This window comes from Herbaspirillum sp. Her3 (genome assembly GCF_057961275.1).
This window is the reverse complement of record NZ_CM176328.1, coordinates 1,864,867-1,891,491: the sequence shown is the minus strand read 5'-3', so window position 1 is coordinate 1,891,491 and position 26,625 is coordinate 1,864,867. Positions and strand designations below refer to the sequence as shown.

Here is a 26,625-nt window from a genome sequence, read left to right as displayed (position 1 = left end):
AATACGGGATTACAGCCAGGGCCAGGCGCGGCTTTCCTGCGGCAGCGCCCAGGCATCGGGATAGTCTACCCGGGCCAGGTACAGGCCATCGGGCATGAAGGTGGGCGCAGCACGGCTGCGGTCGCGCAGGGCCAGCACCTGGCCCATCCATTCCGGGCCCTGCTTGCCGCTGCCCACCACGATCAGCGAACCGACGATGTTGCGCACCATGTGGTGCAGGAAGGCATTGGCTTTCAAGGTAAAAACGATCATATCGCCATGGCGGCGCACGGCGATGCTTTCCATCTTGCGCACGGGGGACTTGGCCTGGCATTCGACGGCGCGAAAACTGGTGAAGTCATGTTCACCGATCAGGTATTGCGCCCCCCTGTGCATGCGATCTGCGTCCAGCGGGCGGAAGGTCCATCCTGCCTTGCCCGCCAGCAGCGGCGAACGCACCGCGTGGTTGTAGAGCACGTAATGATAGGTACGGGCGATGGCCGAAAAGCGCGCGTGGAAACCGAACCGGGCCAGGCTTTCGGCCCCTTCGCGATCGGCCCCGTGCAGCTCGGCAGTGTGCGCACTGGCAATGGCGGCATCATCCACCCAGGGCAGCTCGCACGCCCAGCGCACCGCGATGGTCGGCGGCAGGAAGGCATTGGTGCCGCGCACCCAGGAAAAGGTATCGCGGGCGATGGGCGTGTCGAAATGGACGACCTGCTCCAGCGCATGCACGCCCGAATCGGTGCGGCCGGCGCAGGTGGTGGCAATCGTCGTCGTGCTGAAGCGCTGCAGGGCGGCTTCCAGCTGGTCCTGCACGGTCTGGCGGTGCGGCTGGGTCTGCCAGCCCTGCCAGCTGGCACCATCGTATTGCACGCCCAGCACTACGCGGCGCAGGCCCTCAATTGGGGAAGAAAGTTCAGTCATGGATGTTCACTGCCTGCCGCAACGGCCGGTTTTCCGGTAGAGGTGTGCAGGAATCTTCATACAGGCCGCACACCGCCGTCTGGCGGCACGATAAAAACGAACGGGCAGCCCATGCGAGCTGCCCGCGAGATGACGCTATTGTAATCGCCGGGAAGGCTGGCCGCAGTGCGGTCAGCCCAGGGCGGCCATCATTTGCTTGGCGCGTGCCACCTGGGTGTCGTTGCCGCCGCGCATCACTTCTTCCAGCAATTCGCGGGCGCCTTCCTTGTCGCCGATTTCTTCATAGGCGGCGGCCAGGTCGAGCTTGGTGGTCATTTCCTGCTCGAAGGCCGATTCCTCGTCTTCTTCCAGCAGGTTGGTGGCCGAGGGCGCGGCGTTTTCTTCCGGCAGGCTCAGGTCCAGGTCGGCCAGGCTGGTGGCAGCCGGCGCATCGTCGATGCTGTCGAGCAGCACCGAGGCCGACGTCGCCCCGCTGGAGACCGGCAGGATGGGCTCGTCGGCATCCGGCTTGGCGCCGTTTTCCAGATCGAGGTCGAAATCGATGTCCTTGCCCAGGTCCATCGGTGCGGCCGCCGCAGGGGCTGGCACCGGATTGGCCTCAGGCTGCACTTCGGCGGCCTTGAAGTCGGACAGGTCGAATTCCATGGCCGGCGCTTCCTCCGGCTCGGCTGGCGTGCCGCCGTAGAGCGGATTGGTCGGATCGATGCTCAGGCCCAGCGCTGCCGCCTTGACCCAGGCTTCGTTGAGGCCACCGCTCAAGGCATGCAGGTTCAGGGCCACGCGGTTGAAAGCGGCCACGTCGCCGCGCTTGGCATAGATCTCCAGCAGCTTGGCGTGCAGGGCCTGCCGCTCGGGCTGGGTCTGCAAGGCCAGCTTGAGGATGTCCTCGGCCTGTTCGTCGCGGCCATAGGCGATGTACATGTCGGCCTCGGCGATGGGATCGACCGGGGCCTCTTCCACTGCAGCCGCCACCGGTGCGGCTGCGGCTTCCACGGCCGGTTCGGCGGCGGGCTCGGCGGCCGCTGCGGGCGCAGGTTCTGGCGCGGCGGCCGGGGCCGCCAGGACGGGCTCAGGTGAAAGCGCAGGCTCAGGCTCGCTGGGCGGCTCGACCGGGCCGTCCTCGGATTTCTTCTTGCGGCGGCGCATGGCCAGCACGCCGCCACCCGCGGCCAGCAGGGCCACCAGCACGCCTGCGCCTGCAAGAATGTAGGGATTTTCCTTGATCTTGTCGACGAAGCTGCCCTCGGGCTTGGCGGCCTTGGCCGCTGCGGGTGCAGGCGCCGGTGCTGCCGCTACCGGTGCAGCAGCAGGGGCAGGCGCGGGCTGGCCCTCGGGCTTGTCGGCAGCCGGCGCAGTAGCCGCTGCAGCGCCAGGCGCTGCCGGCTTGGCGGCTTCGGCTTCCTTCTGCTGCTGGGCGGTCAGTTCGGCGATGGTCTTGTTCTTCAGCTCCAGCAGCTTCTGGAGGTTGTCGACGTTCTTTTCGAGGTCCTTCACGCGGTCATTGGCGTCGGCCAATGCGCGTTCGCTGGCGGCCTTGTCCTCGGCAGCGCCGGCGTTGCCGGTCTTGCCACGGCCCTTGTTGGCGCGCGAGAGCTCCAGGCGGTCGCGCGCACCCTGGGTGCCGGAACGCTCTTCCACCCGCGCCGTGATCTTGCCGCCGCCGCTCTGGCGGTTGCTGCCGGACTTGCCGGCAGGCGCGTTGGCGACCTGGCCGGCCAGCTTGTTGCGATAGGCGTTGAAGTCCTGGGCTTGCGCCACCACCATGCTGCGCGCTTCGCCGCGATCCACTGCGGCGGCGGTCGGCTGGTCGGGGATGGCCAGGATCTTGCCCGCGCGCAGGCGGTTGATGTTGTTGCCCTGGAAGGCATCCGGATTGGCGCGGTACAGCGCAATGAGCATCTGGTCCAGAGAGACATTGGCCTGCTGGTTGCGCGTGGCGATGCCGGCCAGCGTGTCGCCCGGCTTGACGCGGTAATCACCAGTCTTGCCGGTAGAGGCTGGTGCTGCGGACGACGGCGTGGCACCGGCCGCAGCAGGTGCGGCCGGTGCCGTGCCCTGCGGGCTGGCCGAGGCCGGGGTGTTTTCAGGCGAAGCCTGCTGGCGGCGGATCAATTCTTCAGCCAGGGCCGACGGCGCCGGACGCTGCACGATGCTGGCCGACGGCTCTTCGCTGCTGACCGGAATCGGCGCGCTGGCGGGCGCCGGGGCAGCCATGGCGGACGGTGCGGCCGGTGCCGCAGTGGCGGCCGGAGCAGTCGGTTCAGCCGGGGCCGCTGGCGCGGCCGCAGCAGGCGCTGTGGCTGCCGGAGCAGCCGAAGGAGCCGCAGCCGCTTCCGGCGCGGCAGCCGGTGCATTGCCCGGCGTCAGCGGTGCCACCTGCGGATTGCGCGGGGCCTTGCTGTCGGCCGGATCGAGCAGGAAGGTGTATTCACGCAGTTGGCGCGATTCGCCGCTGCCCAGTTCCAGCAGCAGGTCGACGAAGGGATCGCTGACCGGCTGGGAGGAACTGATGCGGATGAAGTGACGGCCCTGGCGCTGTTCCAGCACGATGGACAAGGAACTGAGCACCGGGTTGTAGTCGATGTTGGCGCGGCGGAAGGCCTCGGCCGGTGCCAGGCGGGCACTGAGCTTGCCTGCCTCGTCGGCACTGACGGCGGTGACCTCGATCTCGGCCCGCAGCGGCTGGCCCAGCGCCGACAACACGGTCAGCTTGCCCAGTGCGGCGGCCTGCGCGCCCAGCGGCAAGGCCATGGCCAGCGCGATGGCCGCGCTCAGGGTCTTCATCTGGGACCGGGGAAGCTTCTTGTTGGTATTTACAGGCATGTTTTATTTGGCTTAGAGAAACGTTCCGCGTCAAACCCGTCACGCTGGCGTTCCACCTGGTGCTGGCCTGGGAATGCCGTACAGATCCGTGAATGGGGCTGGTGCCGCGCGGCCTGTGCAACCGGCCCGCGCCACTCCGGTCCGGGCCGGCTTGCTGTTGTCGCCTTTTCTTGCAGGCCAGCGGCTCGGAGCAGATCCATTTCATCAAATCCAGCAGGCGCTCGGCAATAGCGCTGCCACATGTTGGCTTTCATGAAATGAATTGGCTTTTCAACTTATCATCAAGAACTTACACCCGCAAGTGTACTTAGTTTCTCAAGATGAGAAAAACCCGCCAGCTTCCACACGGGTGGCCGCTGGCGGGCTATTGTTGCAGACTGACAACGCGTAAGGCAAGTCTTATTCGCATTGCAGCATTGCCATATTGCAACAAGCTGGCTGGCCGGGAGGGTTTCCCGGCCACCGGCATCACTCCAAGTTGCCCAGGATGATGCGCAGCATGCGGCGCAGCGGTTCGGCCGCGCCCCACAGCAGTTGGTCGCCGATGACGAAGGCGGAGATGTATTCCGGGCCCTGGTTCAGCTTGCGCACACGGCCCACGCCGATTTCCAGGCCACCGGTGATGGCAGCAGGCGTCAGCTCCTTGACCGTGATGGCACGGTCATTCGGCACCCACTTCACCCATTGGTTGCCGGCACGGATGATGGACTCGATGTCAGCCAGGGGCAGGTCGCGCTTCAACTTGATGGTCAGCGCCAGGCTGTGGCAGCGCATGGCACCGATACGCACGCACAGGCCGTCGACCGGGATGATCTGCTCGTTGCCGAGGATCTTGTTGACTTCGGCCTGGCCCTTCCACTCTTCCTTGGACTGGCCGTTTTCCAGCTGGGCGTCGATCCAGGGGATCAGGCCGCCGGCCAGCGGGGCACCGAAGAACTCGGTGGGCACGTCTTCACGGATGGTCTTGGCCACCTTGCGGTCGATGTCAAGGATGGCCGAGGACGGGGTCGCCAGCTCGTCGGCCACGGCCGCGTTGATGACGCCCATGCCCTTCAACAGCTCGCGCATGTGGTTGGCGCCGCCGCCGGAAGCGGCCTGGTAGGTCATGGAGCTGACCCACTCGACCAGGCCTTCCTTGAACAGGCCGCCCACGCCCATCAGCAGGATGGAGTTGGTGCAGTTGCCGCCGATGTAGTTCTTTACACCCTTGGCCAGTGCGTCCTTGATGACGTTGTTGTTCACCGGATCGAGCACGATCACGGCGTCATCCTTCATGCGCAGCGAGGATGCAGCGTCGATCCAGTAGCCATCCCAGCCAGCAGCGCGCAGCTTGGGGAATATCTCATTGGTGTAGTCGCCGCCTTGTGCGGTGATGATGATGTCGCATTTCTTCAGATCTTCAATGCTGTTGGCATCTTTCAGCGTCGTTTCCTTTTTGGCAAACGACGGCGCCTTGCCGCCCGCATTCGAAGTCGAGAAAAACACCGGTTCGATGTGATCGAAATCACCTTCGTCCTGCATGCGTTGCATCAGGACCGAACCCACCATTCCACGCCAGCCAACCAAACCAACCAGTTTCATCATCTTTCCCTATTTAGAACTTCCATGGTGAACAAATCAGATTGAACACAATTGCGCCGGACCATCCGGCATTTCAAGCACCTGGCCGCGCCGGTTGGGAGCGGCCAGGCGACGTTGATCTCAGGCGAGGGCCTTGACCACGGCTTCACCCATCTGCTGGGTGTTGACCTTGGTGCAGCCTTCTTCATAAATATCGGCGGTGCGCAGACCTTGCGCAAGCACTTTCTTCACCGCGTTCTCGATACGGTCGGCCTGCTCGGCCTTGTTCAGCGAGAAGCGCAGCATCATCGCCGCCGACAGGATGGTCGCCAGCGGATTGGCGATCCCCTTGCCGGCGATGTCGGGTGCCGAACCGTGCGAAGGTTCATACAGGCCCTTGTTGTTGGCATCCAGCGACGCCGAGGGCAGCATGCCGATGGAACCGGTCAGCATGGCCGCCGCGTCCGAGAGGATGTCGCCGAACATGTTACCGGTGACGATGACGTCGAAGTTCTTCGGTGCCTTCACCAGTTGCATGGCGGCGTTGTCCACGTACATGTGCGACAGCTCGACTTCCGGATACTCCTTGCCCACTTCGGTGACGATATCCTTCCAGAACTGGAAGGTTTCCAGCACGTTGGCCTTGTCCACGCTGCACAGGCGCTTGCCGCGCTTGGCGGCGGCCTGGAAGGCGACGTGGGCGATGCGGCGGATTTCCGGTTCCGAATAGCGCATGGTATCAAAACCTTCACGTGCGCCCTTGAAAGGACCGTCCGGCGCTTCGCGCATGCCGCGCGGCTGGCCGAAATAGATGTCGCCGTTCAGTTCACGCACGATCAGGATGTCCAGGTTGGCCACCAGCTCGGGCTTCAAGGAGGATGCGCCGGTCAGTTCCGGATAGCAGATCGCCGGGCGGAAGTTGGCAAACAGCTGCAGGTGCTTGCGCAGGCCCAGGATGGCTTGCTCGGGGCGCAGGGCGCGTTCCAGCTTGTCGTACTTCCAGTCGCCGACGGCACCGAAGAGGATGGCATCGGCCTCCTTGGCCAGCTTCAGGGTGCCATCGGGCAGCGGATGGCCGTGGGCTTCATAGCCGGCGCCGCCGACCGGGGCGGTTTCCATCTCGAACTTTTCGTCCAGGGCGTTGAGCACGCGCACGGCCTCATCGACGATCTCGGGACCGATGCCGTCACCCGGCAGGATAGCAATCTTCATGGCTTCTCTTTCTCAGTGTTTCCAGCGTTCTTGGAAAATAGTAACGACAAGGGCGGCCACTTGACCGCCCTTTGCTGTTGTGTCAACGATCGCTTCAGATCGTGTTGCTCAGCCAGGGCTGTTCGTGCAGGTGTTTCTCTTCGTAGGCACGAATGGTGTCGGCTTTGCGTAGGGTCAGGCCAATGTCGTCGAAACCGTTCAGCAGGCAGTACTTGCGGAATTCGCTGATGTCGAACGGATAGACTTCGCTGCCACTGGTGGTGCTGACGACCTGCTTTTCCAGGTCGATGACCAGGCGGTAACCCGGGAAGGCCTTCACTTCATTGAACAGGTGATCGACCTGTTGTTCGCTCAGGACGATGGGCAGCAGACCATTCTTGTAGCAGTTGTTGAAGAAGATGTCGGCAAAGCTGGGCGCGATCACGGCGCGGAAGCCGTACTGGTCCAGCGCCCACGGTGCGTGCTCGCGCGAGGAGCCGCAGCCGAAGTTCTTGCGCGAGAGCAGGATGGACGAACCCTGGTAACGCTCCTGGTTGAGCACGAAATCGGGATTGAGCGGACGCTTGCTGTTGTCCATGCCCGGCTCGCCATGGTCCAGGTAGCGCCATTCGTCGAACAGGTTGGGGCCGAAGCCGCTGCGCTTGATCGACTTCAGGAACTGCTTGGGGATGATCGCATCGGTATCGACGTTGGCGCGATCCAGCGGCGCCACCAGTCCTTCATGCACGATAAATTTATTCATGAGCTTGACCTCGGGTCGGCGGGGCGATTGCTCTGCCCTACCCTTCCTGTTTCCTGTTCAAAAACTGAAGCTGCGGCACGCAGGCCGCAGCCTTGCACTGTCTGATCCTGCTGATTTCTGCTTATTTCTTGCTGGCGTCCTGCATCTTTTCGCCGACCTTTTCGACATCCTTGCCGAAACCATTGACGGTATTGCAACCAGCCAGCGCACCCAGGGTGACGGCCAGCAGAACCAGAGCGGAGATTTTTTTCATGGTTGTTTTCTCTCGAAAAGATTCACAAGCAAGCGCTTACAGCGAACGCACATCCACGAAGTGACCGGCGATACCGGCCGCCGCAGCCATGGCCGGGCTCACCAGGTGGGTACGGCCACCGGCGCCCTGGCGACCTTCGAAGTTGCGGTTCGAGGTCGAGGCGCAGCGTTCGCCCGGTTCGAGGCGGTCGGCGTTCATGGCCAGGCACATGGAGCAGCCGGGTTCACGCCATTCGAAACCGGCGTCGCGGAAGATCTTGTCCAGGCCTTCGCGTTCGGCCTGTTCCTTGACCAGGCCCGAACCCGGCACCACCATCGCCAGCTTGACGTTGGAGGCGCGGAACTTGCCACGCACCACCTTGGCGGCTTCGCGCAGGTCTTCGATGCGGGAGTTGGTGCAGGAACCGATGAACACCTTGTCGATGCGGATGTCTTCGATGGGCGTATTGGGCTTGAGGGCCATATAGGCCAGGGCCTTTTCCATGCCGTCGCGCTTGGTCGGGTCCTTTTCCTTGTCGGGATCGGGAACGCGGGCGTCAACGGACACCACCATCTCGGGCGAGGTGCCCCAGGTGACTTGCGGCTTGATCTCGGCGGCGTTCAGGGTCACCACCATGTCGAACTTGGAACCCGGGTCCGAATGCAGCGTGCGCCAGTAGGACACGGCACGCTCCCAGTGCGGACCGGAGGGCGAGAAGGGACGGCCCTTCAGGTATTCCAGCGTCACGTCGTCAAAGGCCACCATGCCGGCGCGGGCGCCTGCTTCGATGGCCATGTTGCAGACCGTCATGCGGCCTTCCATGGACAATGAACGGATGGTCGAACCGGCGAATTCGATGGCGTAGCCGGTGCCGCCTGCAGTGCCGATCTTGCCGATCACGGCCAGCACGATGTCCTTGGCGGTGACACCGGCCGGCAGCGCGCCGTCGACCTGCACCAGCATGGCCTTGGACTTGCGCGCCAGCAGGGTCTGCGTGGCCAGCACGTGTTCGACTTCGGAAGTACCGATGCCATGCGCCAGCGCGGCGAAGGCGCCGTGGGTGGAGGTGTGCGAGTCGCCGCAGACCACCGTCATGCCCGGCAGCGTGGCGCCCTGCTCAGGGCCGATCACGTGCACGATGCCTTGACGCTTGTCGTTCATGCCGAAGTAGGTCAGGCTGAATTCTTTTGCATTGCCGTCCAGCGTTTCGACCTGCAGGCGCGAGATCGGGTCGGCGATGCCCTGGGCGCGGTCGGTGGTGGGGACGTTGTGGTCGGCCACCATCAGGTTGGCCGAGTTCCGCCAGGGTTGGCGACCGGCTAGCTTGAGGCCTTCGAAGGCTTGCGGGCTGGTCACTTCATGGAGCAGGTGGCGGTCGATATACAGGATGGCGGTACCGTCATCTTCCGTATGAACGACGTGCGACTCCCAGAGTTTGTCGTAAAGCGTCTTGAGCATGTTGCGGTCCGGCGGAATCGAAAAAGGGATGCTGAACGGGAAAAATAGCATTTGATTATGCCATAAAGCGAGAGGCCTGACCTCCCTGCCGTGTTTTCCGCCGCCTCGCAACAACAGGGAATAATGCTGCAAAGCAGCAGAAAAAGCGCAGCAAGTGCGGCGCCCATGAAAAAACCGGCATTTCTGCCGGGACTGGAAGAAATGCCGGTGCGTTGCCGGCCGGGAGGGCGCAGATCAGCGCTTGCGCGTCTGCTGGTACAGCGGTTCCACGCGCTGGGCGTACACCGTCAGGTCAGCGATGCGCTCGCTGCTGGAAGGATGGGTGGACATGAACTTCATCGGCTCATCGCCGCCCAGGCTGGCCATCTTCTGCCACAGCGTCACGGCGGCCTTGGGATCGTAGCCGCCGCGCGCAGCCAGCTCCACGCCGATGCGGTCGGCCTCGGTTTCATTGGCACGCGAATTGGGCAAGCCCATCAGGCCCATGTACAGGTATTGCCCGCCCTGCTTGCCGACATCGCCCAGGCCCAGCAGCGCGGCGCCCAGCGAAATGGCCGAATTGGCCACCACTTGTTGCGAAGCGCGCTCGCGGGCGTGCTCGCGCAGGGCGTGGGCGATTTCGTGGCCCATCACGGCGGCCAGTTCGTCGTCGGTAATCTTGAGCTTGTCGATCAGCCCGGTATAGACCGCGATCTTCCCGCCCGGCATGCACCAGGCATTGGTTTCATCGGAACTCAACACGTTGACTTCCCACTTCCAGTTCAGCGCATCCGGCCGGAACACCCCTGTCTGCGGGATCAGGCGGTTGGCGATGGTGCGCACGCGCTGCACCTGGGCGGCGTTGCGATTGAGTTGCCCCTTGCTGCGCGCCTCGGCCAGCACCTGGGCGTATTCCTTGCTGGACGCCGCTTCCATTTCTGCGGACGAGACCAGCATCTGCTGCTTGCGGTCGATGCCGACGGCACCGCCTTGCGTGGTCTGGACGGTTTCACAGGCCACCAGGCCCACCAGGGCTGCGGCCAACAGGCTGTTCTTGATGATAGGGTTGAGCGTCATGCCCGCCTCCTTCGAATAATTGATCTGATGTCGGGGCCGGTCTGCCGGTCTGCTGCTGGCCGGTCAGCCGTGCGCCGTTTCGACCAGGCTCATTCAAAATTGTTTCGCACAAGAAAAAAGCCGGCAACCGCAGTGCGGTGACCGGCTCGCCTGCAGCGGGCAAACGCCTCTCAGCGCAGCGCCGGGGTATCCACCCTGACGTCGCCGCACTGCGCACGATGGCGCAGGGCATGATCCATCAGCACCAGGGCCAGCATGGCTTCGGCAATGGGCGTGGCGCGGATGCCCACGCAGGGATCGTGGCGACCGAAGGTTTCCACCGAGATCGGCTGGCCGTTCTTGTCGATGGACGGGCGCGGCGTGCGGATGCTGGAGGTCGGCTTGATGGCGATGGAGGCCGTGATGTCCTGCCCGGTCGAAATGCCGCCCAGGATGCCGCCGGCATTGTTGCCGACGAAGCCTTGCGGGGTCAGCGCGTCACCATGTTCGGAACCCTTCTGCGCGACCGAGCGGAAGCCGGCGCCGATTTCCACGCCCTTGACGGCATTGATGCCCATGAGTGCAAATGCGATCTCGGCATCGAGCTTGTCATAGAGCGGCTCACCCAGGCCGACCGGCACGTTCTGCGCCACCACGTCGATGCGCGCACCGATGGAGTCGCCGTCCTTGCGCAAGGCATCCATGTAGTCTTCCAGGCGCTCGATGATGCTGGCGTTGGCGGCAAAGAACGGGTTGTTGGGCACGTGTTCCCATGATTCGAAGGGAATGGCGATCTCACCCAGCTGGCTCATGCAGCCCTTGAAGGTGGTGCCGTACTTCTCGAACAGCCACTTCTTGGCGATGGCGGCCGCGCCCACCACCGGTGCGGTCAGGCGCGCCGAGGAACGGCCGCCACCGCGCGGATCGCGGATGCCGTACTTGTGCCAGTAGGTGTAATCGGCGTGACCGGGACGGAAGGTGTCGAGGATGTTGCCGTAATCCTTGCTGCGCTGGTCCTGGTTGCGGATGAGCAGCGCAATCGGGGTGCCGGTGGTCTTGCCCTCATACACGCCGGAGAGGATTTCGACCGTATCCGGCTCCTGGCGCTGGGTGACGTGGCGCGAGGTACCGGGACGGCGGCGGTCCAGTTCCGGCTGGATGTCGGCTTCCGACAGCGCCATGCCCGGGGGGCAGCCATCAATCACGCAGCCGATGGCCGGGCCGTGGGATTCGCCGAAAGTGGTGACGGTGAAAAGCGTGCCGAAGGTATTGCCGGACATGATGGGATTCGCACAAAAATTGGGGGAAACCGCGATTCTACCAGCCTCGGCCGCCGCCGACGAGCCAGGCCACCGGGCCCGCCCATCGGCAGCGCTGCTTACTTCCAGTCGCCGCGCAAGGCCCTGACCTGTTCCTGCAAGCCTTCCGGGCTGACGTTTTCGGGCGCAATCGGCTCGCCCACCGCCAGCTCCAGCCGCGAAAACAGGCCACGCCTGAAGGTGCGCGCCACCGGGTTGCTCGGGTCGCGCGAGAACAGGCTGCCCCACAGCCCGCGCAGCGCCATGGGCAGCACCGGGACCGGGCTGCGGTCGATGATCTTCTGCACCCCACCCTTGAAGGGATTGAGCTCGCCATCGCGGGTCAGCTTGCCTTCGGGGAAGATGCATACCAGTTCCCCTTCGTGCAGGGCCTGGGCGATATCGACGAAGGCCTTTTCGGTCAGCCACGGGTCTTCCTTGACCGGCGCAATCGGAATGGCACGCACGTTGCGGAACAGCCAGGACATCAGTGGAATCCTGAAGATCTGGTAATCCATCACGAAACGCACCGGGCGCGGGCTGGCAGCCATGATGGCGATGGCATCCACGTAGCTCACGTGATTGCACACCAGCACCGCCGGTCCTTCGTCGGGAATGGCCTGGCCATTGATGATGCGCACGCGGTAGAAGGTATGAATGAGAATCCAGGCCAGGAAGCGGATCAGGAATTCCGGCACCAGCGAGAAGATGTAGACCGCCACCACGCCATTCATGATGGCGGTGGCCAGGAAGATCTGCGGAATGGTGAGCCCGGCCTTCAACAACACCATCGCCACCAGCGCCGACACCACCATGAAGAGCGCATTCATGATGTTCATCCCGGCAATCGTGCGCGAGACGTGGGCCGGATCGCAGCGCGTCTGGATGAGTGCAAACAGCGGCACGATGTAGAGCCCGCCAAACAGGCCGATGCCGAGGCAATCGAACAGGATGCCCCAGCTGCCACCCTGCGCCAGGAAGCCGCCCAGGTCCAGCATGGCGGCCGGGGTCACGTAAGCCTGGCTGGCGAAATACAGCTCCAGCCCGAACACCGACAAGCCAATCGAGCCGAACGGCACCAGCCCGATCTCCACCTTGTGTCCGGAGAGCCGCTCACACAGCAGCGAACCGACGCCGATGCCCACCGAGAAAACCGCCAGCAACAGCACGAAGACGCTATGGTCGCCATGCAGGTAATTCTTCGCGTACACGGGGAATTGCGCCAGCATGATGGCGCCATAGAACCAGAACCAGGAATTGCCCAGGAGCGACAGGAACACCGGCCGGTTGCGCCGCGAAAAACCGATGTTGCGCACGGTCTCGGTGAAGGGATTCCAGTTCACCTTCAGTTCCGGCACCGGAGCCGGCGAAAGCGGAATACGCAGGCTCGCCAGCCAGCCCAGCACGGCAATTCCGATGGTCATGCCGGCCACCAGATGCAAGCCCCAGGGCTGGTGCACCACCAGCACCGCGCCCAGGATTTCCCCCAGCAGGATGCCGACGAAGGTGCCCATCTCGATCAGGCCATTGCCGCCGACCAGTTCCTCGCGCTTCAACTGCTGCGGCAGGTAGGCGTATTTCACCGGCCCGAACAGTGTCGAGTGGATGCCCATGCCGATCACGGCCGCAATGAGCAGCACCAGGTGATGGGTCATCCAGCCATAGGCGGCGATGCCCATGATGGCGATTTCCAGCAGCTTGACGAAGCGTGCAAGCCTGCCCTTTTCGAGCTTGTCGGCCAGTTGGCCCGAGGTGGCCGAAAACAGGAAGAACGGCAGGATGAACAAACCCGGAATCAGGTTGTTGAGCAGGCCCGGATCCATGCTCGTCCAGGACAGCGCGTCATAGGTGAGGATGGTCAGCAGCGCCGTCTTGAACACGTTGTCATTGAGCGCGCCCAGGAACTGGGTCCAGAAGAAGGGAGCGAAGCGCCGTTGGCCGAACAGCGTGAACTGGCTGTGTTTTTGCATGGGCAATCAGGATCAGGTCGTGACGGAAACGCGCAGCCTACGCAGGCTGCAGCCCATTGGCAACCATACCAATGGACAATAAAAAACCGTTCCAGCAGGAACGGTCATGATGGCGCTGCCCGAGATGAACAGGCAGGCGCCGATGGCGAACAAGAAAACGCTCAGCTGTTGCCTTCGCGCTCTTCTTCCTCGGCCGGCCAGTCGCGGATGTAGGCCTTGAGCATCTTGTTCTCGAAGCCCTGCGCATCCAGCACCGCCTTGGCCACGTCGTAGAAGGACATCACGCCCAGCACGGTGCGCGCTTCCATCACCGGCACGTAGCGCGCGTGCTTTTCCAGCATGATGCGGCGCACTTCGTTCAAGTCGGTATCGGGGGTGACGGTGATGGGCGCATCGTTCATGTGCTTGCGCACGGTCGAGCCGCCCAGCGCGCCGCCGTTCTGGTGCAGCGTCAGCAGCACTTCGCGGAAGGTCAGCATGCCCACCAGATCGCCGTATTCCATCACCACCAGCGAGCCGATGTCTTTCTCGGCCATGGCGTTGACCGCCTCCTGAATCGGGGTGTCCGGCGTGACGGTGAAGAGGATGTTGCCTTTGACCTTGAGGATTTCAGAGACTTTCATGATGTCGTCCTGGTTATATGAAGCTGTTTTGACTGTAGGCGATGACGCCGGGAAAATCCAATGGATTGGGGGCGACAGGATAACTGATCCTGCGCGTGGCCGCTGCGGCCGCCTGTTTTCCCCATCCATGGCGGGATGCAAGCCACATGGTACGGGCAAGCGCGCCCTTTGGGCAACCGGGAAACGCGCTGCTGCGCAGTATTTCCCGGCAGCATTGCGTTTACACATGTGAAGTTTTATTCAGCACAAGGATTGCAAACCGGCGCGCCGCTGACTACGCTGAAGGTGTCAGGATCACCGGGAGAAGCCCATGTCCGCCACCCTGCCCAAACGCCATTACGGCAGTTTCAGCGAGTTCTATCCGACCTATCTGAGTGAGCATTCGCACCGGGTCAACCGGCAGCTGCATTTCCTCGGATCGACGCTGGCGCTGTTGAGCCTGATGCTGCTGCTGATCACGCATCAGTGGTTATGGCTGGCGGTGGCGCTGTTCTGCGGCTACGGCTTTGCCTGGGTCGGGCATTTCATGGTGGAGAAGAACCAGCCGGCCACTTTCCGTCATCCGCTCTATTCCTTCATGGGCGATTGGGTGATGTACTGGCAAATGCTCACCGGGCAGGTCTCGTTTTAAAAATCTTCATATCCGGGCCAAAAACGCCTGAACCGGCTCAACTTTGCCTCATCGTTCCCACAGGCGCCGCCGTGCCTCCAATGGCACCGGCGCATGCGGCATGGCGGCCACGGTCGCCGCCACTTCGTCCTGGGCCGCGCTGCCGGCCTGGCAGTACTGTTCCAGCGACTGCGCCAGCACGGCATTGATGGCTTCTTCCACGCGCGCCACCAGTGCCTCTTCCTCCCCGGCCTGGGCCAGCACGGCCGGGTCGAACACGAACAGGCGGTACACCCGCGCCAGCTGGATAGTGGCGGGATTGGCCACCAGCGTCCAACGGTCCATGTCGTCCGTAATGCGGCGGTTCCAGCCGCGCCGGGCGCTGCCCGTATCGGGCTTGACCGAGGCCACCCAGCCTTCTTCGCTCATGCGCGAGAGCAGCTGCTGCAGCTCGCCCAGCCCCAGCCGGGTGGCGCGCCGCACCTCTTCCATGCTGACCACGGCCGAGTCCACCCCCACCCGTGCGGCGTGCAGGAACTTCAACACCTTGACCGCATCGATGAATTCCGCCCCCGGCGAAGGCACGTGCCACCAGCGCTCATAGCGCACCACCGGCAGCGCGGCCGTGAGCAGGGCGCCAAAGAGCGTGATCATCCACATCATGTAGATCCACACCAGGAAGATCGGCAGCACCGCCACCGTGCCATAGACCATGGTGTAGGTCGGGAACTGCAGGATGTAGGCGGCAAAGAGGCGCTTGGCGACTTCCAGCCCGATACCGGCCAACAGGCCTCCTGCGGCGGCATCGCGCCAGTCCACGGTCTGGTTGGGCACGGTGCTGTAGAGCAGCGTGTAGGCCAGCGTGGAAAGCATCAGCGAAACCAGCGTATAGAAGCTCGCACCCAGCCACGGCAGGCTCTTGACGGCGCCGCCGGTGGCGGTGGAAAGATACGAGGTCACGCTGATGGACACCCCGATCAGCAGCGGTCCCAGCGTGATGATGGCCCAGTACACCAGCACCCGCTGCACCAGCGGGCGCGACTTCTTGACGCGCCAGATCTGGTTGAACACGCTCTCGATGGTAGACATGGTGAGCACCGAGGTCAGGATCAGCAGCACCCCGCCCACCGCCGAGATCCGCGCCGACTTGGCCGCGAACTGGTTCAGATAGCCCAGGATGGTATTGGCCACACCCTTGGGCATGAGGTTTTCGATGAAATACGCTTCCAGCGAGGCGCGAAACGTCGAAAACAGCGGGAAAGCCGTAAACAGCGCCAGCGCGATGGTCAGCATCGGCACCAGCGAGAGGATGGTGGTGAAGGTCAGGCTGCCGGCCACTTGCGGCAGGCGGTCCTCGCGCAGGCGCCGGCTGGCGAAGCGCAACAGGTCGCGGAACTGCTCACGGGTGAGACCACGCATACGGGACAAGGAAATACGCAAAGAAGACATCCGTTCGACTTCAATCGGGACCGCGCACCACAGCAAGCGCGGCCCCACCGGGGTTGGAGATGGCCAGCACGGCTCCGCCTGCGGCCAGACGCCAGGGATGGCGATGTGTGTCGATTATCGCCGAAGCGGGCGGCAAAATCCCGCAAATGGGCATACCGGGCACAAAGTTTCTGCATCCTCTTGGTGCAGATGAAGAAAAAGCCGGTGCACACCGCCTTTTCCTTCTCTCTGGGCACAAAAAAACGGAAATATAATAAGTCACATGACAACCACCACACCTTCCGTGAACGCTGCTGCCAACGCCACCATTCTGGTGCTCTACTATTCGCGCCATGGCGCCACCCGCAAGCTGGCCGAGCTGATCGCCCAGGGCGTGGAAAGCGTGCCCGGCTGCGACGCCCGCCTGCGCACCGTGCCGGCCGTCTCGACCGTCACCGAGGCGGTGGAGCCGGACGTGCCCAGCTCCGGCGCGCCCTACGTGGAAGCCAGCGATCTCGCGCAGTGTGACGGCCTGGCCCTGGGCTCGCCCACGCGCTTTGGCAACATGGCCGCGGCCATGAAGTATTTCTGGGACGGCACCTCGCCGCAATGGCTCTCCGGCGCCCTGGCGGGCAAACCGGCCTGCGTCTTCACCTCCACCGGCAGCCTGCATGGCGGCCAGGAATCGACGCTCTTGAGCATGATGCTGCCCTTGCTGCATCACGGCATGCTCATCGTCGGCCTGCCCTATTCGCATCCCGAACTGATGAACACCTCCAGCGGCGGCACGCCTTATGGCGCCAGCCACTGGGCGGGCGTCAACGGCAACCAGCCGCTGTCGGACGACTCGCGTTCCCTGGCCATCGCGCTGGGCAAACGGCTGGCAGAAAACGCCATCAAATTACGGAGACCATCATGAACAGCCGTGCGCGCTACTTCCACCTCGGAGCCAGCTCCAGCCTGGTCGCCCTGATCCTGCTCTGCCTGGCGTGGGAACTGGTGCTGGCGCCGCTGCGTCCGGGCGGCTCCTGGATGGTGCTCAAGGTGCTGCCGCTGCTGCTGCCGCTGCGCGGGGTGTTGAAGCGCGATGTATATACACTGCAATGGTCCTCCATGCTGATCCTGGTGTACCTGGCCGAAGGCCTGGTGCGCGCCACCAGCGACAGCGCCCATGCCTCGGTGGTGCTGGCCTGGGTGGAAGTAGCCTTGACGACGCTGTATTTCGTCTGCGCGCTGGCCTACCTGCATCCGTTCAAGAAGGCCGCCAAGGAGATCGCCCGCCAGGCGATCCAGAAGGCCTCCCAGTAAATCCTCTCCCCGACTATGGCGCACCACACCCCGCGCGGTGCGCCCCGTTTCCATGACCGAATTCCTAGCCGCCTGCCGCGCCGCCATCGGCGCCGCCCATGTCCTCACCGATGCCAGCGACACCGCCGGCTACCTGACCGACCAGCGCGGCCGCTATACCGGACGTGCCCTGGCCGTATTACGCCCGGCCGATGCCGCCGAGGTGGCAACACTGGTCCGGCTATGCGCCCGCCACGCCGTACCGCTGGTGCCGCAAGGCGGCAATACCGGCCTGGTGCTGGGCAGCGTACCCGACCAGCAGGGCAATGCCGTGGTGCTGTCGCTGCGCCGCCTGAACCGCATCCGCGCGGTCGATCCGCTGAACAATACGATGACGGCGGAAGCCGGCTGCGTGCTGCAGCACCTGCAGGAGCAGGCGGCAGCGGTGGAGCGCCTGTTCCCGCTGTCGCTGGCGGCCGAGGGCAGTTGCACCATCGGCGGCAATCTCTCCACCAATGCGGGCGGCACCGGCGTGCTGCGCTATGGCAATACCCGCGAACTGTGCCTGGGGCTGGAAGTGGTGACCGCGCAAGGCGAGGTCATGAGCAGCCTCAAGGGCTTGCGCAAGGACAACACCGGCTACGACCTGCGCGACCTCTTCATCGGCGCCGAAGGCACGCTGGGCATCATCACCGCCGCCGTGGTCAAGCTGTTCCCGCAGCCGCGCGCGCAACTGACCGCCCTGGTGGCGCTGCACACGCCAGCCCAGGCGCTGCAACTGCTGCAGAGGGCACAGGCACGCTGCGGTTCGGCGCTCACCGGTTTCGAGCTGATGTCGCACTTCTGCCTGCAACTGGTCTGCAAGCACTTCCCCGACCAGCGCCTGCCCTTTGCCCGGGCGCATGCGCAATACGTGCTGCTGGAAGTGTCGGACAGCGAATCGGAAGACCACGCCCGCGCCCTCTTCGAAACCCTGATCGGCGATGCCCTGGAGCAAGGCCTGGCGGAGGATGCGGTGATCGCCGCCTCGCTGGCCCAATCCAAGGCCCTGTGGCGCCTGCGCGAGAGCATCTCGATGGCGCAGGCGCACGAAGGCAAGAACATCAAGCACGACATCTCGGTGCCGATCTCGCGCATCGCCGAGTTCATGGACGTGACCGATGCCCTGGTGCAACAGGCCGCGCCGGGCTGCCGCATGGTCAGCTTCGGCCACCTGGGCGATGGCAACCTGCACTACAACGTCTCGCCGCCCGTGGGCGTGGCCGATGCCGACTTCCTGGCGCGCCAGGCCGACATCAACGGCGTGGTGCATGACAGCGTGGACCGCTTTGGCGGCTCGATCTCGGCCGAGCACGGGCTGGGGGCATTGAAGCGGGAGGAAATCCTGCGCTACAAGTCGCCGGTGGAACTGCGCCTGATGCGCGCCATCAAGCAGGCGCTGGATCCGCAGCAACTGATGAATCCGGGCAAGGTGCTGTAAGACCGGGCGGGCGCGCAAACAAAAAGGGACGGACGCCAATACGAGCCGTCCGCCCCAACCTCCCCCTCAGGAGCCTGCCTGAAACGCTGTCCTGCCTTTGCGTTTCCCTATGTAGTGATCTTTGCATCAAGCGAGCCCGGGCAATCCGAGGAATAGCAGGCGATGCCACGGCCAATTTGTGGATTCAGTCCATCTCCTTGTGCCACGCGACGTCACATGGATACTTCCAGGTGAACAAGCGCAGGCCAAAGCCGCTCAATAGGGAGAAGATGCCAATGAAATGGCAACTTTATGGGACGCCGGCTATCTGTTCACACAACAGCGCTTCCCGCCCGCGCACCACAGAACAAGCTGGAAAACGACAACAAGGAAACCATGCCGAGCCTACGCCCCACCCGTCTCTCACGCCGTCTCACCCTGGCCCTGTGCGCCCTGGCCATCCCACTGTGGATGGTCACCCCGGCCCACGCCGGTATTTCGATGGTGCAACCGCCCAAGCGCATCGATGCCAGCAAACCGCTGGAACTGACCCTGCTGGTGGCCGAGGATGAACAGGCCGAGCGCACCTATCAATTGCCCGCCACCCTGCTGGTGGCGGCGTCGGCCGACATGATCCCGCCGCAACAGATCGCCCTGCAGCGCGTCGATGGCGACGACAGCCTGACGCTGAAGCAAGGCCAATTCCGCAAGGTGCGCTACCGGGGCGAGTTGCCCGAGCGCCTGCGCGGCATGGTGCGCATCGAACCCATCGGCATCGATGCCTCGCCGGTGCTGGTGGCGGTGGTGCGTCCGGATGCCTCGCTGGGGCCCTTGCCGGAGTCGCCCGACCTGATCAATACGCCCCTGGCCGACTCGCGCAGCAAGGTGGCTCCGGTGGCGCCGTCGGCCACCGTGTTCACGCCCGGCGCCAATGCATCGCCCGTCGACAGTGCACCGGCGGCCGAAGACATCCTCTCCAACAATCGCCGGCTGTCCTTCAATGAGCCGATGTATTTCACGGTGGGGCACAACAATGGCGATACCAATGCGCGCTTCCAGCTCAGCTTCAAGTTCCGCCTGTTCGTGCCGGATGACCCGCGCTCGCGCGGCCTGCTGGACAATCTTTACCTGGGCTACACGCAGTTTTCGCTGTGGGACTTGTCGGCACCCTCGGCGCCCTTCCGCGATACCAGCTATCGCCCCAGCCTGTATTACTACCTGCCCGACGTGGGCATCCAGAACAGCGTCTTGAGCCGGGTCGGCATCGCCACGGGCCTGGAGCACGAATCCAATGGCCGCGACGGCACGGCCTCGCGCAGCATCAATACGGTTTTCATCGAGCCGAGCTTCAACTTCGGCAATCTCAACGACTATCACTTCAAGGTCGCGCCCAAGGTCTATGCCTATCTCGGCCCCACGCGCGACAATCCGGACATCGCCGACTACCGCGGCCACCTGGACCTGAAGCTGGCCTATGGCAAACCCGATGGCATGGAAGTGGCGACCCTGCTGCGCAAGGGCAAGCTGGGTGGCAAGTACAGCGCCGAGACCCAGCTCACCTACCCGCTCTCGCGCCTGCTGCCGGGCACGGCGGGTTACCTGATGGCCAGCTACTTCTATGGCTATGGCGAAAGCCTGCTGACCTACAACCAGAAGGATCACCCGCAACTGCGCATCGGCTACGCGCTGTGGCGATGAGTCCGCTGGCCGGCGCATGAAACGGAACGGGGATGCCATGCATCCCCGTTTCTTGTTGCGCCGCTGATGGACGATGGGCTCAGGCCACCGGTGTGCGCATGGTCACGAATTCCTCGGCGGAGGTCGGATGGATGCCGATGGTGGTATCGAACTGCGCCTTGGTAGCACCGCATTGCAGCGCCACCGCAAAGCCCTGGATCACCTCGCCGGCATCGCCGCCGACCATGTGCACGCCGAGCACCCGGTCGGTCTTCGAATCGACCACAAGCTTCATGAAGGTGCGTTCGGTATTGCGCGAGAGGGTGTTCTTGAGCGGCTTGAAGTCCGTTCTGAATATTTTTACTTCACCATGCTCGCGGCGCGCCTGATCTTCGGACAGCCCCACGGTGCCGACATTGGGATGACTGAACACTGCTGTCGGAATATTGCGATAGGACATGCTGCGCTCGCCCTGGCCGAACAGGCGCGACACCACCACCATCGCCTCGGCCAGCGCCACGGGCGTGAGCGCCACGCGGTCGATCACGTCGCCCACGGCCAGGATCGAGGGCACGCTGCTCTCGAAGTTTTCATTGACCACCACGGCACCGTTTTCCTTCAGGGCCACACCGGCCTTCTCCAGCCCCAGCCCGCGCGTATTGGGCGTGCGTCCGGTGGCGAAGAGCACGCATTCGGCGGCCAGCGTTTCGCCATTGGTCAGGCGCACCTGCTTGACACTTTCTTCCCCGGCATGGGGCGCCTCGATGGCATCGATGCTGGCATTGAAGACCAGGCGGATGCCCTTCTTGGCCATTTCATCGGCCAGGTGCATGCCCAGGTCGGCATCCATGTTGCGCAGCAGGCGCTCGCGGCGATAGACCAGCGTCACCTCGCTGCCCAGGCCGTTGAGGATGGACGCCAGTTCCACCGCAATGTAGCCGCCACCCAGCACCACCGCGCGTTTCGGCAGGCCCTTGAGGTGGAAGAAATCGTCCGAAGTGATGCCCAGCTCGCTGCCCGGAATCCGCGGCTTGTCGGGATGGCCGCCCGTGGCCACCAGGATGTGGCGGGCGGTGAAACGCTGGCCGTCGACGTTGACGGTATGGGCATCCTCCACCGTCGCAAAGCCGCGATGCAGGCTGACGTTGGCGCCATCAAGCAAGCGCTGGTAGATGTCGTTGAGGTGGGCGATCTCGCGGTCCTTGTTGGCGATCAGGGCCGACCAGTCGAAGCTCGGCTGGCCGGGCAAGGTCCAGCCATACCCTGCGGCATCGGCGAAATCCTCATGGAAATGGGCGCTGTAGGACATCAGCTTCTTGGGAATGCAGCCGACGTTGACACAGGTGCCGCCGAGATCGCCCTTCTCCGCCAGCCCGACGCGGGCACCGGCCTGGCCGGCGAAGCGCGCCGCGCGCACGCCACCGGAACCGCCGCCGATGGTGAAGAGGTCGTAATCGTATTGGCTCATGGTTTCTCCAGAGAGTGGCCGCAGCCCCCTGGCTACGCCCTTTGTTGGTCTTTGCGTTATGCGGGCGGAAGGCCGCTTTGCAAGTCCGCATTGCGCTTGCCATCCAGCGCCCGCATCACCAGCAGCACCGGCGCCAGCCCCACCAGCACGATGGACAAGGCCGGCAGCGCCGCCTCGCCCAGGCGCTCGTCGCGCGCCAGGTTGTGCGCGATCACGGCCAGGGTATCGGTATCGAAGGGACGCAGCAGCAAGGTGGCCGGCAATTCCTTGACCACATCGACGAAGACCATCAGCGCGGCCACCGCCAGCGAACGCCACAACAGCGGCATGTGCAGGCGCCAGGCGATCACCGCACGCGAACTGCCCAGGGTACGTGCCGCTTCATCGAGGCTGGCCGGAATGCGCGTGTAGCCGGACTCCACCGACTGCACCGCAACCGCCGTGAAGCGTACCAGATACGCATAGATCACGCCCAGCGAGCTGGCCGTCAGCAGCACGCCCAGACCTGCGGCCGGCCACATGGCCTGCAGCCAGGCCACCGGCAGCAGGATGCCCACCGCGATGACCGACCCGGGAATGGCATAGCCCATGCCGGCCAGCCGCGCGGTCAGGCGCAGCATCGCACCCTGCAGGCGCGGCAGGTGGGTGGCGCGCAGCGCGAAGCACAGGCCCAGCGCCAGCACGATGGCCGCTCCCGCCGCCATGCCGCCGAAGCGGAAACTGTTCCACACCCATCCGGCATAGCGAACCAGATCGAAGGCCGGCATCGTCCCGTCCGCGCTGCCCCACTGCCCCGCCCACAGCTGCAACAGGATCGCCACCGGCAGCACGAATCCCAGCACCACCGGCAAACCGCACACCACCCACGCTGCCAGCGTCTGCATGCGCGACAGCTGCGGCAGGCGCGCCTCGGCCCCCTCGCTGCCGCGCGCTCCACGGCCGGCGGCGAAGCGCATGCGGCCCTGCTCGCGCCGCTCCAGCCACAGCAGCACTGCCACGAAGAGCAGCAGCAGCGAGGCATACTGGGCGGCCGCGAGGCGGTCATCCAGCACCACCCAGGCCTTGTAGATGCCGGTAGTGAAGGTAGTCAGCCCGAAGTAGGCCGAGACACCGTAATCGGCCAGCGTCTCCATCAGCGCCAGTGCCGCTCCGGCCGCCAGCGCCGGGCGCGCCAGCGGCAAGGCTACGCGCCGGATGCGTTCGGACAGGGGCGTGCCCAGCATGCGCGCCGCTTCCATCAGGTGCATGCCGCGCTCGCTGAGTGCATTGCGCGCCAGCAGATAAGCGTAGGGATAGAGCGTGAAGACGAACATGCACACCGCCCCCGGCAAGCCGCGCACGTCCATGCGCCAGCCCGGGAACCAGCCGCGCAGCGTGCTCTGCACCGCGCCCGCGTATTGCAGGAAATCGGTATAGGCATAGGCCGACACGTAGGCCGGCATGGCCATCGGCAACAGCAAGGCCCAGGACAGCCAGCGCCGCCCGCGAAACTCGAACAGGCTCACCGTCACCGCCGCCGCGCCGCCGACGATGACCACGCCCAGCGGCACCATCAGCGCCAGCCAGCCCGAGGTGGCCAGGTAGCCGGGCAGCACGGTCTGCATCTGCTGGCGCAGAATGTCGAGGCCGGCCGCATCCAGCCCGAACCAGGCAGCGAGGATACCGAAGAGCGGCAAGGCGATCAGGACAGCGAGCAAACCGATGATGTGCATAAGGAGAAGCGGCCAGAAAAAGAATTGCCAGGGGAAGTCGGCGGTCCATGCGCTACACTGCGCACTCCGAGACAAACGCGAATTGTAACCATTTCACCGAGCCTGCCCATGTTTCTGGAAGTCGATCACGTCAGCATCCGTTATCCCCGCACTGCCCACCCTGCCGTCGAGGCTGTCTCGCTGCGCCTGCAGCCGGGCGAGCTGGGCGCGCTGATCGGCCCGTCCGGCAGCGGCAAGACCAGCCTGTTGCGCGCCGTGGCCGGGCTGGAGCCGGCGCAGTCGGGCCGCATCCGGTTGGATGGGCAATTGCTGGAAGGCGATGGCGTGCGCGTACCGGCCGAGGAGCGGCGCATCGGGATGGTGTTCCAGGATTTCGCGCTGTTTCCGCATCTGGATGTGGCGGCCAATATCGGCTTTGGTTTGCGCGGCATGGCGCGTGCGCAGCGTGACGAGATCGTGGCGCAGATGCTGGCCCTGGTCGGTTTGCCCGAAGCCGCATCCAAGTTTCCGCACCAGATGTCCGGGGGCCAGCAGCAGCGCATTGCGCTGGCGCGCGCACTGGCACCGCAACCGCGCCTGCTGTTGCTGGATGAACCGTTTTCCAGTCTCGACGTGGAATTGCGCGAACGCCTGGCGCACGACGTGCGTGACATCCTCAAGCGCACCGACACCACGGCCTTGATGGTGACGCACGACCAGATGGAAGCCTTTGCCGTGGCCGATGTCGTGGGCGTGATGCGGCAAGGCCGGCTGGAGCAATGGGATACGCCTTACGCGCTTTATCACCGCCCGGCCACGCGCTTCGCGGCCGATTTCATCGGGCATGGGGTGTTGCTGCGGGGTGAGGTGCAGGTCGCTGCGAGCGCCGGGCCGCAAGGGGAAATCGAAGTCCGCACTGCAGCCGGCCTGTTGCGCGGGTTGCCGCTGGAGGGCGCAGTCAATGCGGGGGTGACGCAGGTCGATGTGCTGCTACGCGCTGACGACGTGATGCACGACGACGCCTCGCCATTGCAGGCACGCGTGCTACGCAAGTCGTTCCGGGGCGCGGAATTCCTCTACACCCTGGCGCTGGAGAACGGCCAGCAACTGCTTTCGCTGGTGCCCTCGCATCACGATCATGCAGTGGGGGAATGGATAGGGATCAGGCTGGAGGTGACGCATCTGGTGACGTTTCCGAGCATGGAATCGTCATTGGCGGCAGCGCCCTCCGCGACAGTGGCAACCACCCCGGCGGTGGCAGGCAGCACCGCCTGATCCACCCCGGCCGCCCTCCCCAGCGCATCCACCACCAGCCAGTCCAAGGCGCGACGCGTCAGCCGCGCGCCTTCGACAGGACCATCAGCCAACGGCGGAACAACAGGATTTCCACGTGGCCGGGCTCGATACCGGCGCTGCACTCGATCACCGGATTGACCCGGTAACGGCGCACGTAAGTATCACGGCAAATGAAGATTTCGCGGCGCCCAAGACGGATGGCCAGCGAAGACGGGGTGGACGATGCAACAGCGAAGCGAGCGTCGGAAGCAAGATCAAAGTGGGTCATGGCAGCGATTCCTCTTCTTGTCGATAGGAGGCTTCACTTTAGCACAGTACTGTATGAATACACAGTATTTTTTGTACAGTACTGTGCACACCATGGCGAGCATACAACAACCCGGTCGCCCTGCCCGCCGCCGCGTGGCGTTCAGGCCACACCGGCCGCCAGGCGGGCGCGGACGAAGCCGATATGTTCCCGCAGCACGTAGAACTGGTCGGCAAAGGCCAGCGGCATCTTCATGCGGTTCACCGCGATCTCGATCTCGTCCAGGCGCCTGAGCATCTCGGCCTGCTCTTCCGGCGAGTCGCGCGAGAGTCCGCGTTCCAGCGCGATCAGCTCGCCATACCAGCGATAGATGCGCGACCGCACGCGCCAGCCATACAGCATCGGCACCAGCCTGATCCCCGGAATCAACAACAGGATCACCGGCAGCACGATCACCACTGCACGATCCAGCAGGCTCGCCATCCAGAACGGCAAGGTGCGGTAGAAGAAGGTCTTGCCGGACTTGTAGTAGCGCGCCGCATCGTCGCTGATCGGATATTCGTGCTCCAGGGGCGCCGGGAATTCACCGGCCTTCTGCATCACGTTGGCCTTGCCGTGCACCTCGCGAGCCGCAGCGATCAAGAGGTCGGAGAGTGCCGGATGCAGGTCGTCCCGGGCCACCAGTTCCGCCGTGGGTGCGATCAGTTGCGTATCGCGCGCCGGCAGGTTGCGCGCCAGGTCGAACACGCCCATGGGCATCTTCAGGGTATTGAGATAGCGGAAGCGCCGCACGTAGGCTTCAGCCTGCGAAAAATCCAGCAGCCGGATGCCGGGCGCGCGCAGCAGCTTGCCCATGGTCGCCACCGACACCGAATCCCCCATCAGGAAGGCCGCATCGATCTTGCCGCTGGTCAGTTCCTGCGCGGCTTCGTCGCCGCCGATGTTCAACAGCTGGGTACTGCCGCCCGGCTCCACGCCATTGGCTTTCAAGAGGGTCGCGGCCAATACGCTGGAACCGCTGCCCTGCCCGCCGATGGCAATGCGCTTGCCGGCCAGTTCCGACAATTGCCGCAGCGGCGGCGCCGGGCGGCCATCCTCGCGCGGCGGCTCGACCCGGTAATACACCGAGACCGGCACGTAGGAAATGCTGCCCAGCGACACCAGCGGTTCCAGCGCCTCGGCCGGCACGGCACTGGCCAGACCACCCTGCACGAAACCGACGTCGACGTCCTGGTCAGGATCGGCCAGGCGCTTGAGGTTGTCCAGCGAGCCACCGGTCTCGACGATATCGAGGCGGATGCCATCGCGCGCCAGCAGCGTCTTGTAGCGCTCGGCCACGCGCCAGAAATTGCTGTCCTTCGGGCCGGCGGCAATGGTGATGGAGGATGGCGGCGCAGGCCGAATCAGCCAGATCACCAGCCACGCGCCGATCAGGATCAGCAGGATGATGGGACCGAAGCTGATGGCCAGATCGCGCCAGGAGATGGCCACGAAACGCGCCCGGATGCGGGTGGCCGAGGGCGCGTAGGCGGAAAGTTTCTTGTCTTTGAGCATGCGCGCTATTCTAGCCGCGCACGCCGCCTTTGCCGCAATCCGCGTGTAA

General features: G+C 64.3%; 23 protein-coding genes. 7 read left to right on the top strand and 16 right to left on the bottom strand.

The window, feature by feature from the left end; translation table 11 throughout:
- Positions 1-9: 9 nt before the first annotated feature.
- From ACVC5H_RS08660 to ACVC5H_RS08610, 11 genes are all read right to left on the bottom strand, one after another.
- Positions 10-906 (bottom strand): tRNA pseudouridine synthase A, encoded by an 897-nt coding sequence (locus ACVC5H_RS08660; protein ID WP_489621930.1) that lies wholly within the window; start codon positions 904-906, stop codon positions 10-12.
- A 171-nt stretch (positions 907-1,077) separates the two neighbouring features.
- Entirely contained in the window at positions 1,078-3,729 is a 2,652-nt protein-coding gene (locus tag ACVC5H_RS08655) for a motility hub landmark protein FimV (protein ID WP_489621929.1), read from the bottom strand.
- A gap of 468 nt (positions 3,730-4,197) precedes the next feature.
- On the bottom strand, positions 4,198-5,310 hold the full coding sequence (gene asd / locus ACVC5H_RS08650) for an aspartate-semialdehyde dehydrogenase (protein ID WP_489621928.1): 1,113 nt from the start codon (positions 5,308-5,310) through the stop codon (positions 4,198-4,200).
- A gap of 120 nt (positions 5,311-5,430) precedes the next feature.
- Positions 5,431-6,501, bottom strand: coding sequence for a 3-isopropylmalate dehydrogenase (gene leuB / locus ACVC5H_RS08645; protein ID WP_489621927.1), 1,071 nt, complete (start codon positions 6,499-6,501; stop codon positions 5,431-5,433).
- Between the two features lie 94 nt (positions 6,502-6,595).
- Entirely contained in the window at positions 6,596-7,243 is a 648-nt protein-coding gene (leuD, locus tag ACVC5H_RS08640) for a 3-isopropylmalate dehydratase small subunit (protein WP_489621926.1), read from the bottom strand.
- A gap of 121 nt (positions 7,244-7,364) precedes the next feature.
- A complete protein-coding gene (locus ACVC5H_RS08635) occupies positions 7,365-7,496 on the bottom strand; it encodes an entericidin A/B family lipoprotein (RefSeq protein WP_008330868.1) in 132 nt (43 codons plus the stop codon).
- A gap of 36 nt (positions 7,497-7,532) precedes the next feature.
- Complete coding sequence (gene leuC / locus ACVC5H_RS08630; protein WP_489621925.1) at positions 7,533-8,933, bottom strand: 3-isopropylmalate dehydratase large subunit; 1,401 nt, start codon at positions 8,931-8,933, stop codon at positions 7,533-7,535.
- 234 nt (positions 8,934-9,167) lie between these two features.
- Entirely contained in the window at positions 9,168-9,989 is an 822-nt protein-coding gene (locus tag ACVC5H_RS08625) for a M48 family metallopeptidase (RefSeq protein ID WP_489621924.1), read from the bottom strand.
- A gap of 170 nt (positions 9,990-10,159) precedes the next feature.
- Positions 10,160-11,248 (bottom strand): chorismate synthase, encoded by a 1,089-nt coding sequence (gene aroC, locus ACVC5H_RS08620; RefSeq protein ID WP_489621923.1) that lies wholly within the window; start codon positions 11,246-11,248, stop codon positions 10,160-10,162.
- A 98-nt stretch (positions 11,249-11,346) separates the two neighbouring features.
- The gene (locus tag ACVC5H_RS08615) at positions 11,347-13,236 is read right to left on the bottom strand and encodes an MFS transporter (protein ID WP_489621922.1); all 1,890 of its coding nucleotides are present in this window, start codon (positions 13,234-13,236) and stop codon (positions 11,347-11,349) included.
- A 161-nt stretch (positions 13,237-13,397) separates the two neighbouring features.
- Positions 13,398-13,859 carry a CBS domain-containing protein gene (locus ACVC5H_RS08610; protein WP_489621921.1) on the bottom strand — a complete coding sequence of 154 codons (462 nt, stop codon included), beginning with the start codon at positions 13,857-13,859 and terminating at the stop codon, positions 13,398-13,400.
- A 310-nt stretch (positions 13,860-14,169) separates the two neighbouring features.
- Between ACVC5H_RS08610 and ACVC5H_RS08605 the strand changes: the two genes are divergently transcribed.
- Entirely contained in the window at positions 14,170-14,490 is a 321-nt protein-coding gene (locus ACVC5H_RS08605; RefSeq protein ID WP_489621920.1) for an Mpo1-like protein, read from the top strand.
- A gap of 48 nt (positions 14,491-14,538) precedes the next feature.
- Here the strand turns inward: ACVC5H_RS08605 and ACVC5H_RS08600 are convergent, their stop codons facing one another.
- The gene (locus tag ACVC5H_RS08600) at positions 14,539-15,888 is read right to left on the bottom strand and encodes a YihY family inner membrane protein (RefSeq protein WP_489621919.1); all 1,350 of its coding nucleotides are present in this window, start codon (positions 15,886-15,888) and stop codon (positions 14,539-14,541) included.
- 137 nt (positions 15,889-16,025) lie between these two features.
- Between ACVC5H_RS08600 and ACVC5H_RS08595 the strand changes: the two genes are divergently transcribed.
- The 5 genes from ACVC5H_RS08595 to ACVC5H_RS08575 all read left to right on the top strand — a co-directional run bounded on the left by ACVC5H_RS08595 (position 16,026) and on the right by ACVC5H_RS08575 (position 20,341).
- A complete protein-coding gene (locus tag ACVC5H_RS08595) occupies positions 16,026-16,172 on the top strand; it encodes a hypothetical protein (RefSeq protein ID WP_489621918.1) in 147 nt (48 codons plus the stop codon).
- Positions 16,173-16,180: 8 nt separating this feature from the next.
- Positions 16,181-16,816, top strand: a complete 636-nt coding sequence (gene wrbA, locus ACVC5H_RS08590) for an NAD(P)H:quinone oxidoreductase (protein WP_489621917.1) — start codon at positions 16,181-16,183, stop codon at positions 16,814-16,816.
- Complete coding sequence (locus ACVC5H_RS08585; protein ID WP_489621916.1) at positions 16,813-17,205, top strand: DUF2069 domain-containing protein; 393 nt, start codon at positions 16,813-16,815, stop codon at positions 17,203-17,205. The genes wrbA and ACVC5H_RS08585 overlap by 4 nt, the downstream gene beginning before the upstream one ends.
- A 52-nt stretch (positions 17,206-17,257) precedes the next feature.
- Positions 17,258-18,664: an FAD-binding oxidoreductase gene (locus ACVC5H_RS08580; RefSeq protein ID WP_489621915.1), complete on the top strand. Its 1,407-nt coding sequence runs from the start codon at positions 17,258-17,260 to the stop codon at positions 18,662-18,664.
- Between the two features lie 375 nt (positions 18,665-19,039).
- The gene (locus ACVC5H_RS08575; protein WP_489621914.1) at positions 19,040-20,341 is read left to right on the top strand and encodes a phospholipase A; all 1,302 of its coding nucleotides are present in this window, start codon (positions 19,040-19,042) and stop codon (positions 20,339-20,341) included.
- 79 nt (positions 20,342-20,420) lie between these two features.
- Here the strand turns inward: ACVC5H_RS08575 and gorA are convergent, their stop codons facing one another.
- Positions 20,421-21,788 carry a glutathione-disulfide reductase gene (gorA, locus tag ACVC5H_RS08570; protein WP_489621913.1) on the bottom strand — a complete coding sequence of 456 codons (1,368 nt, stop codon included), beginning with the start codon at positions 21,786-21,788 and terminating at the stop codon, positions 20,421-20,423.
- Between the two features lie 56 nt (positions 21,789-21,844).
- On the bottom strand, positions 21,845-23,500 hold the full coding sequence (locus ACVC5H_RS08565) for an ABC transporter permease (protein WP_489621912.1): 1,656 nt from the start codon (positions 23,498-23,500) through the stop codon (positions 21,845-21,847).
- Between the two features lie 108 nt (positions 23,501-23,608).
- Between ACVC5H_RS08565 and ACVC5H_RS08560 the strand changes: the two genes are divergently transcribed.
- Positions 23,609-24,754, top strand: coding sequence for an ABC transporter ATP-binding protein (locus ACVC5H_RS08560; RefSeq protein WP_489621911.1), 1,146 nt, complete (start codon positions 23,609-23,611; stop codon positions 24,752-24,754).
- 58 nt (positions 24,755-24,812) lie between these two features.
- Here the strand turns inward: ACVC5H_RS08560 and ACVC5H_RS08555 are convergent, their stop codons facing one another.
- Positions 24,813-25,043: a hypothetical protein gene (locus ACVC5H_RS08555; protein WP_489621910.1), complete on the bottom strand. Its 231-nt coding sequence runs from the start codon at positions 25,041-25,043 to the stop codon at positions 24,813-24,815.
- A 141-nt stretch (positions 25,044-25,184) separates the two neighbouring features.
- Positions 25,185-26,576, bottom strand: a complete 1,392-nt coding sequence (locus ACVC5H_RS08550) for a TAXI family TRAP transporter solute-binding subunit (RefSeq protein ID WP_489621909.1) — start codon at positions 26,574-26,576, stop codon at positions 25,185-25,187.
- Between the last annotated feature and the right edge of the window lie 49 nt (positions 26,577-26,625).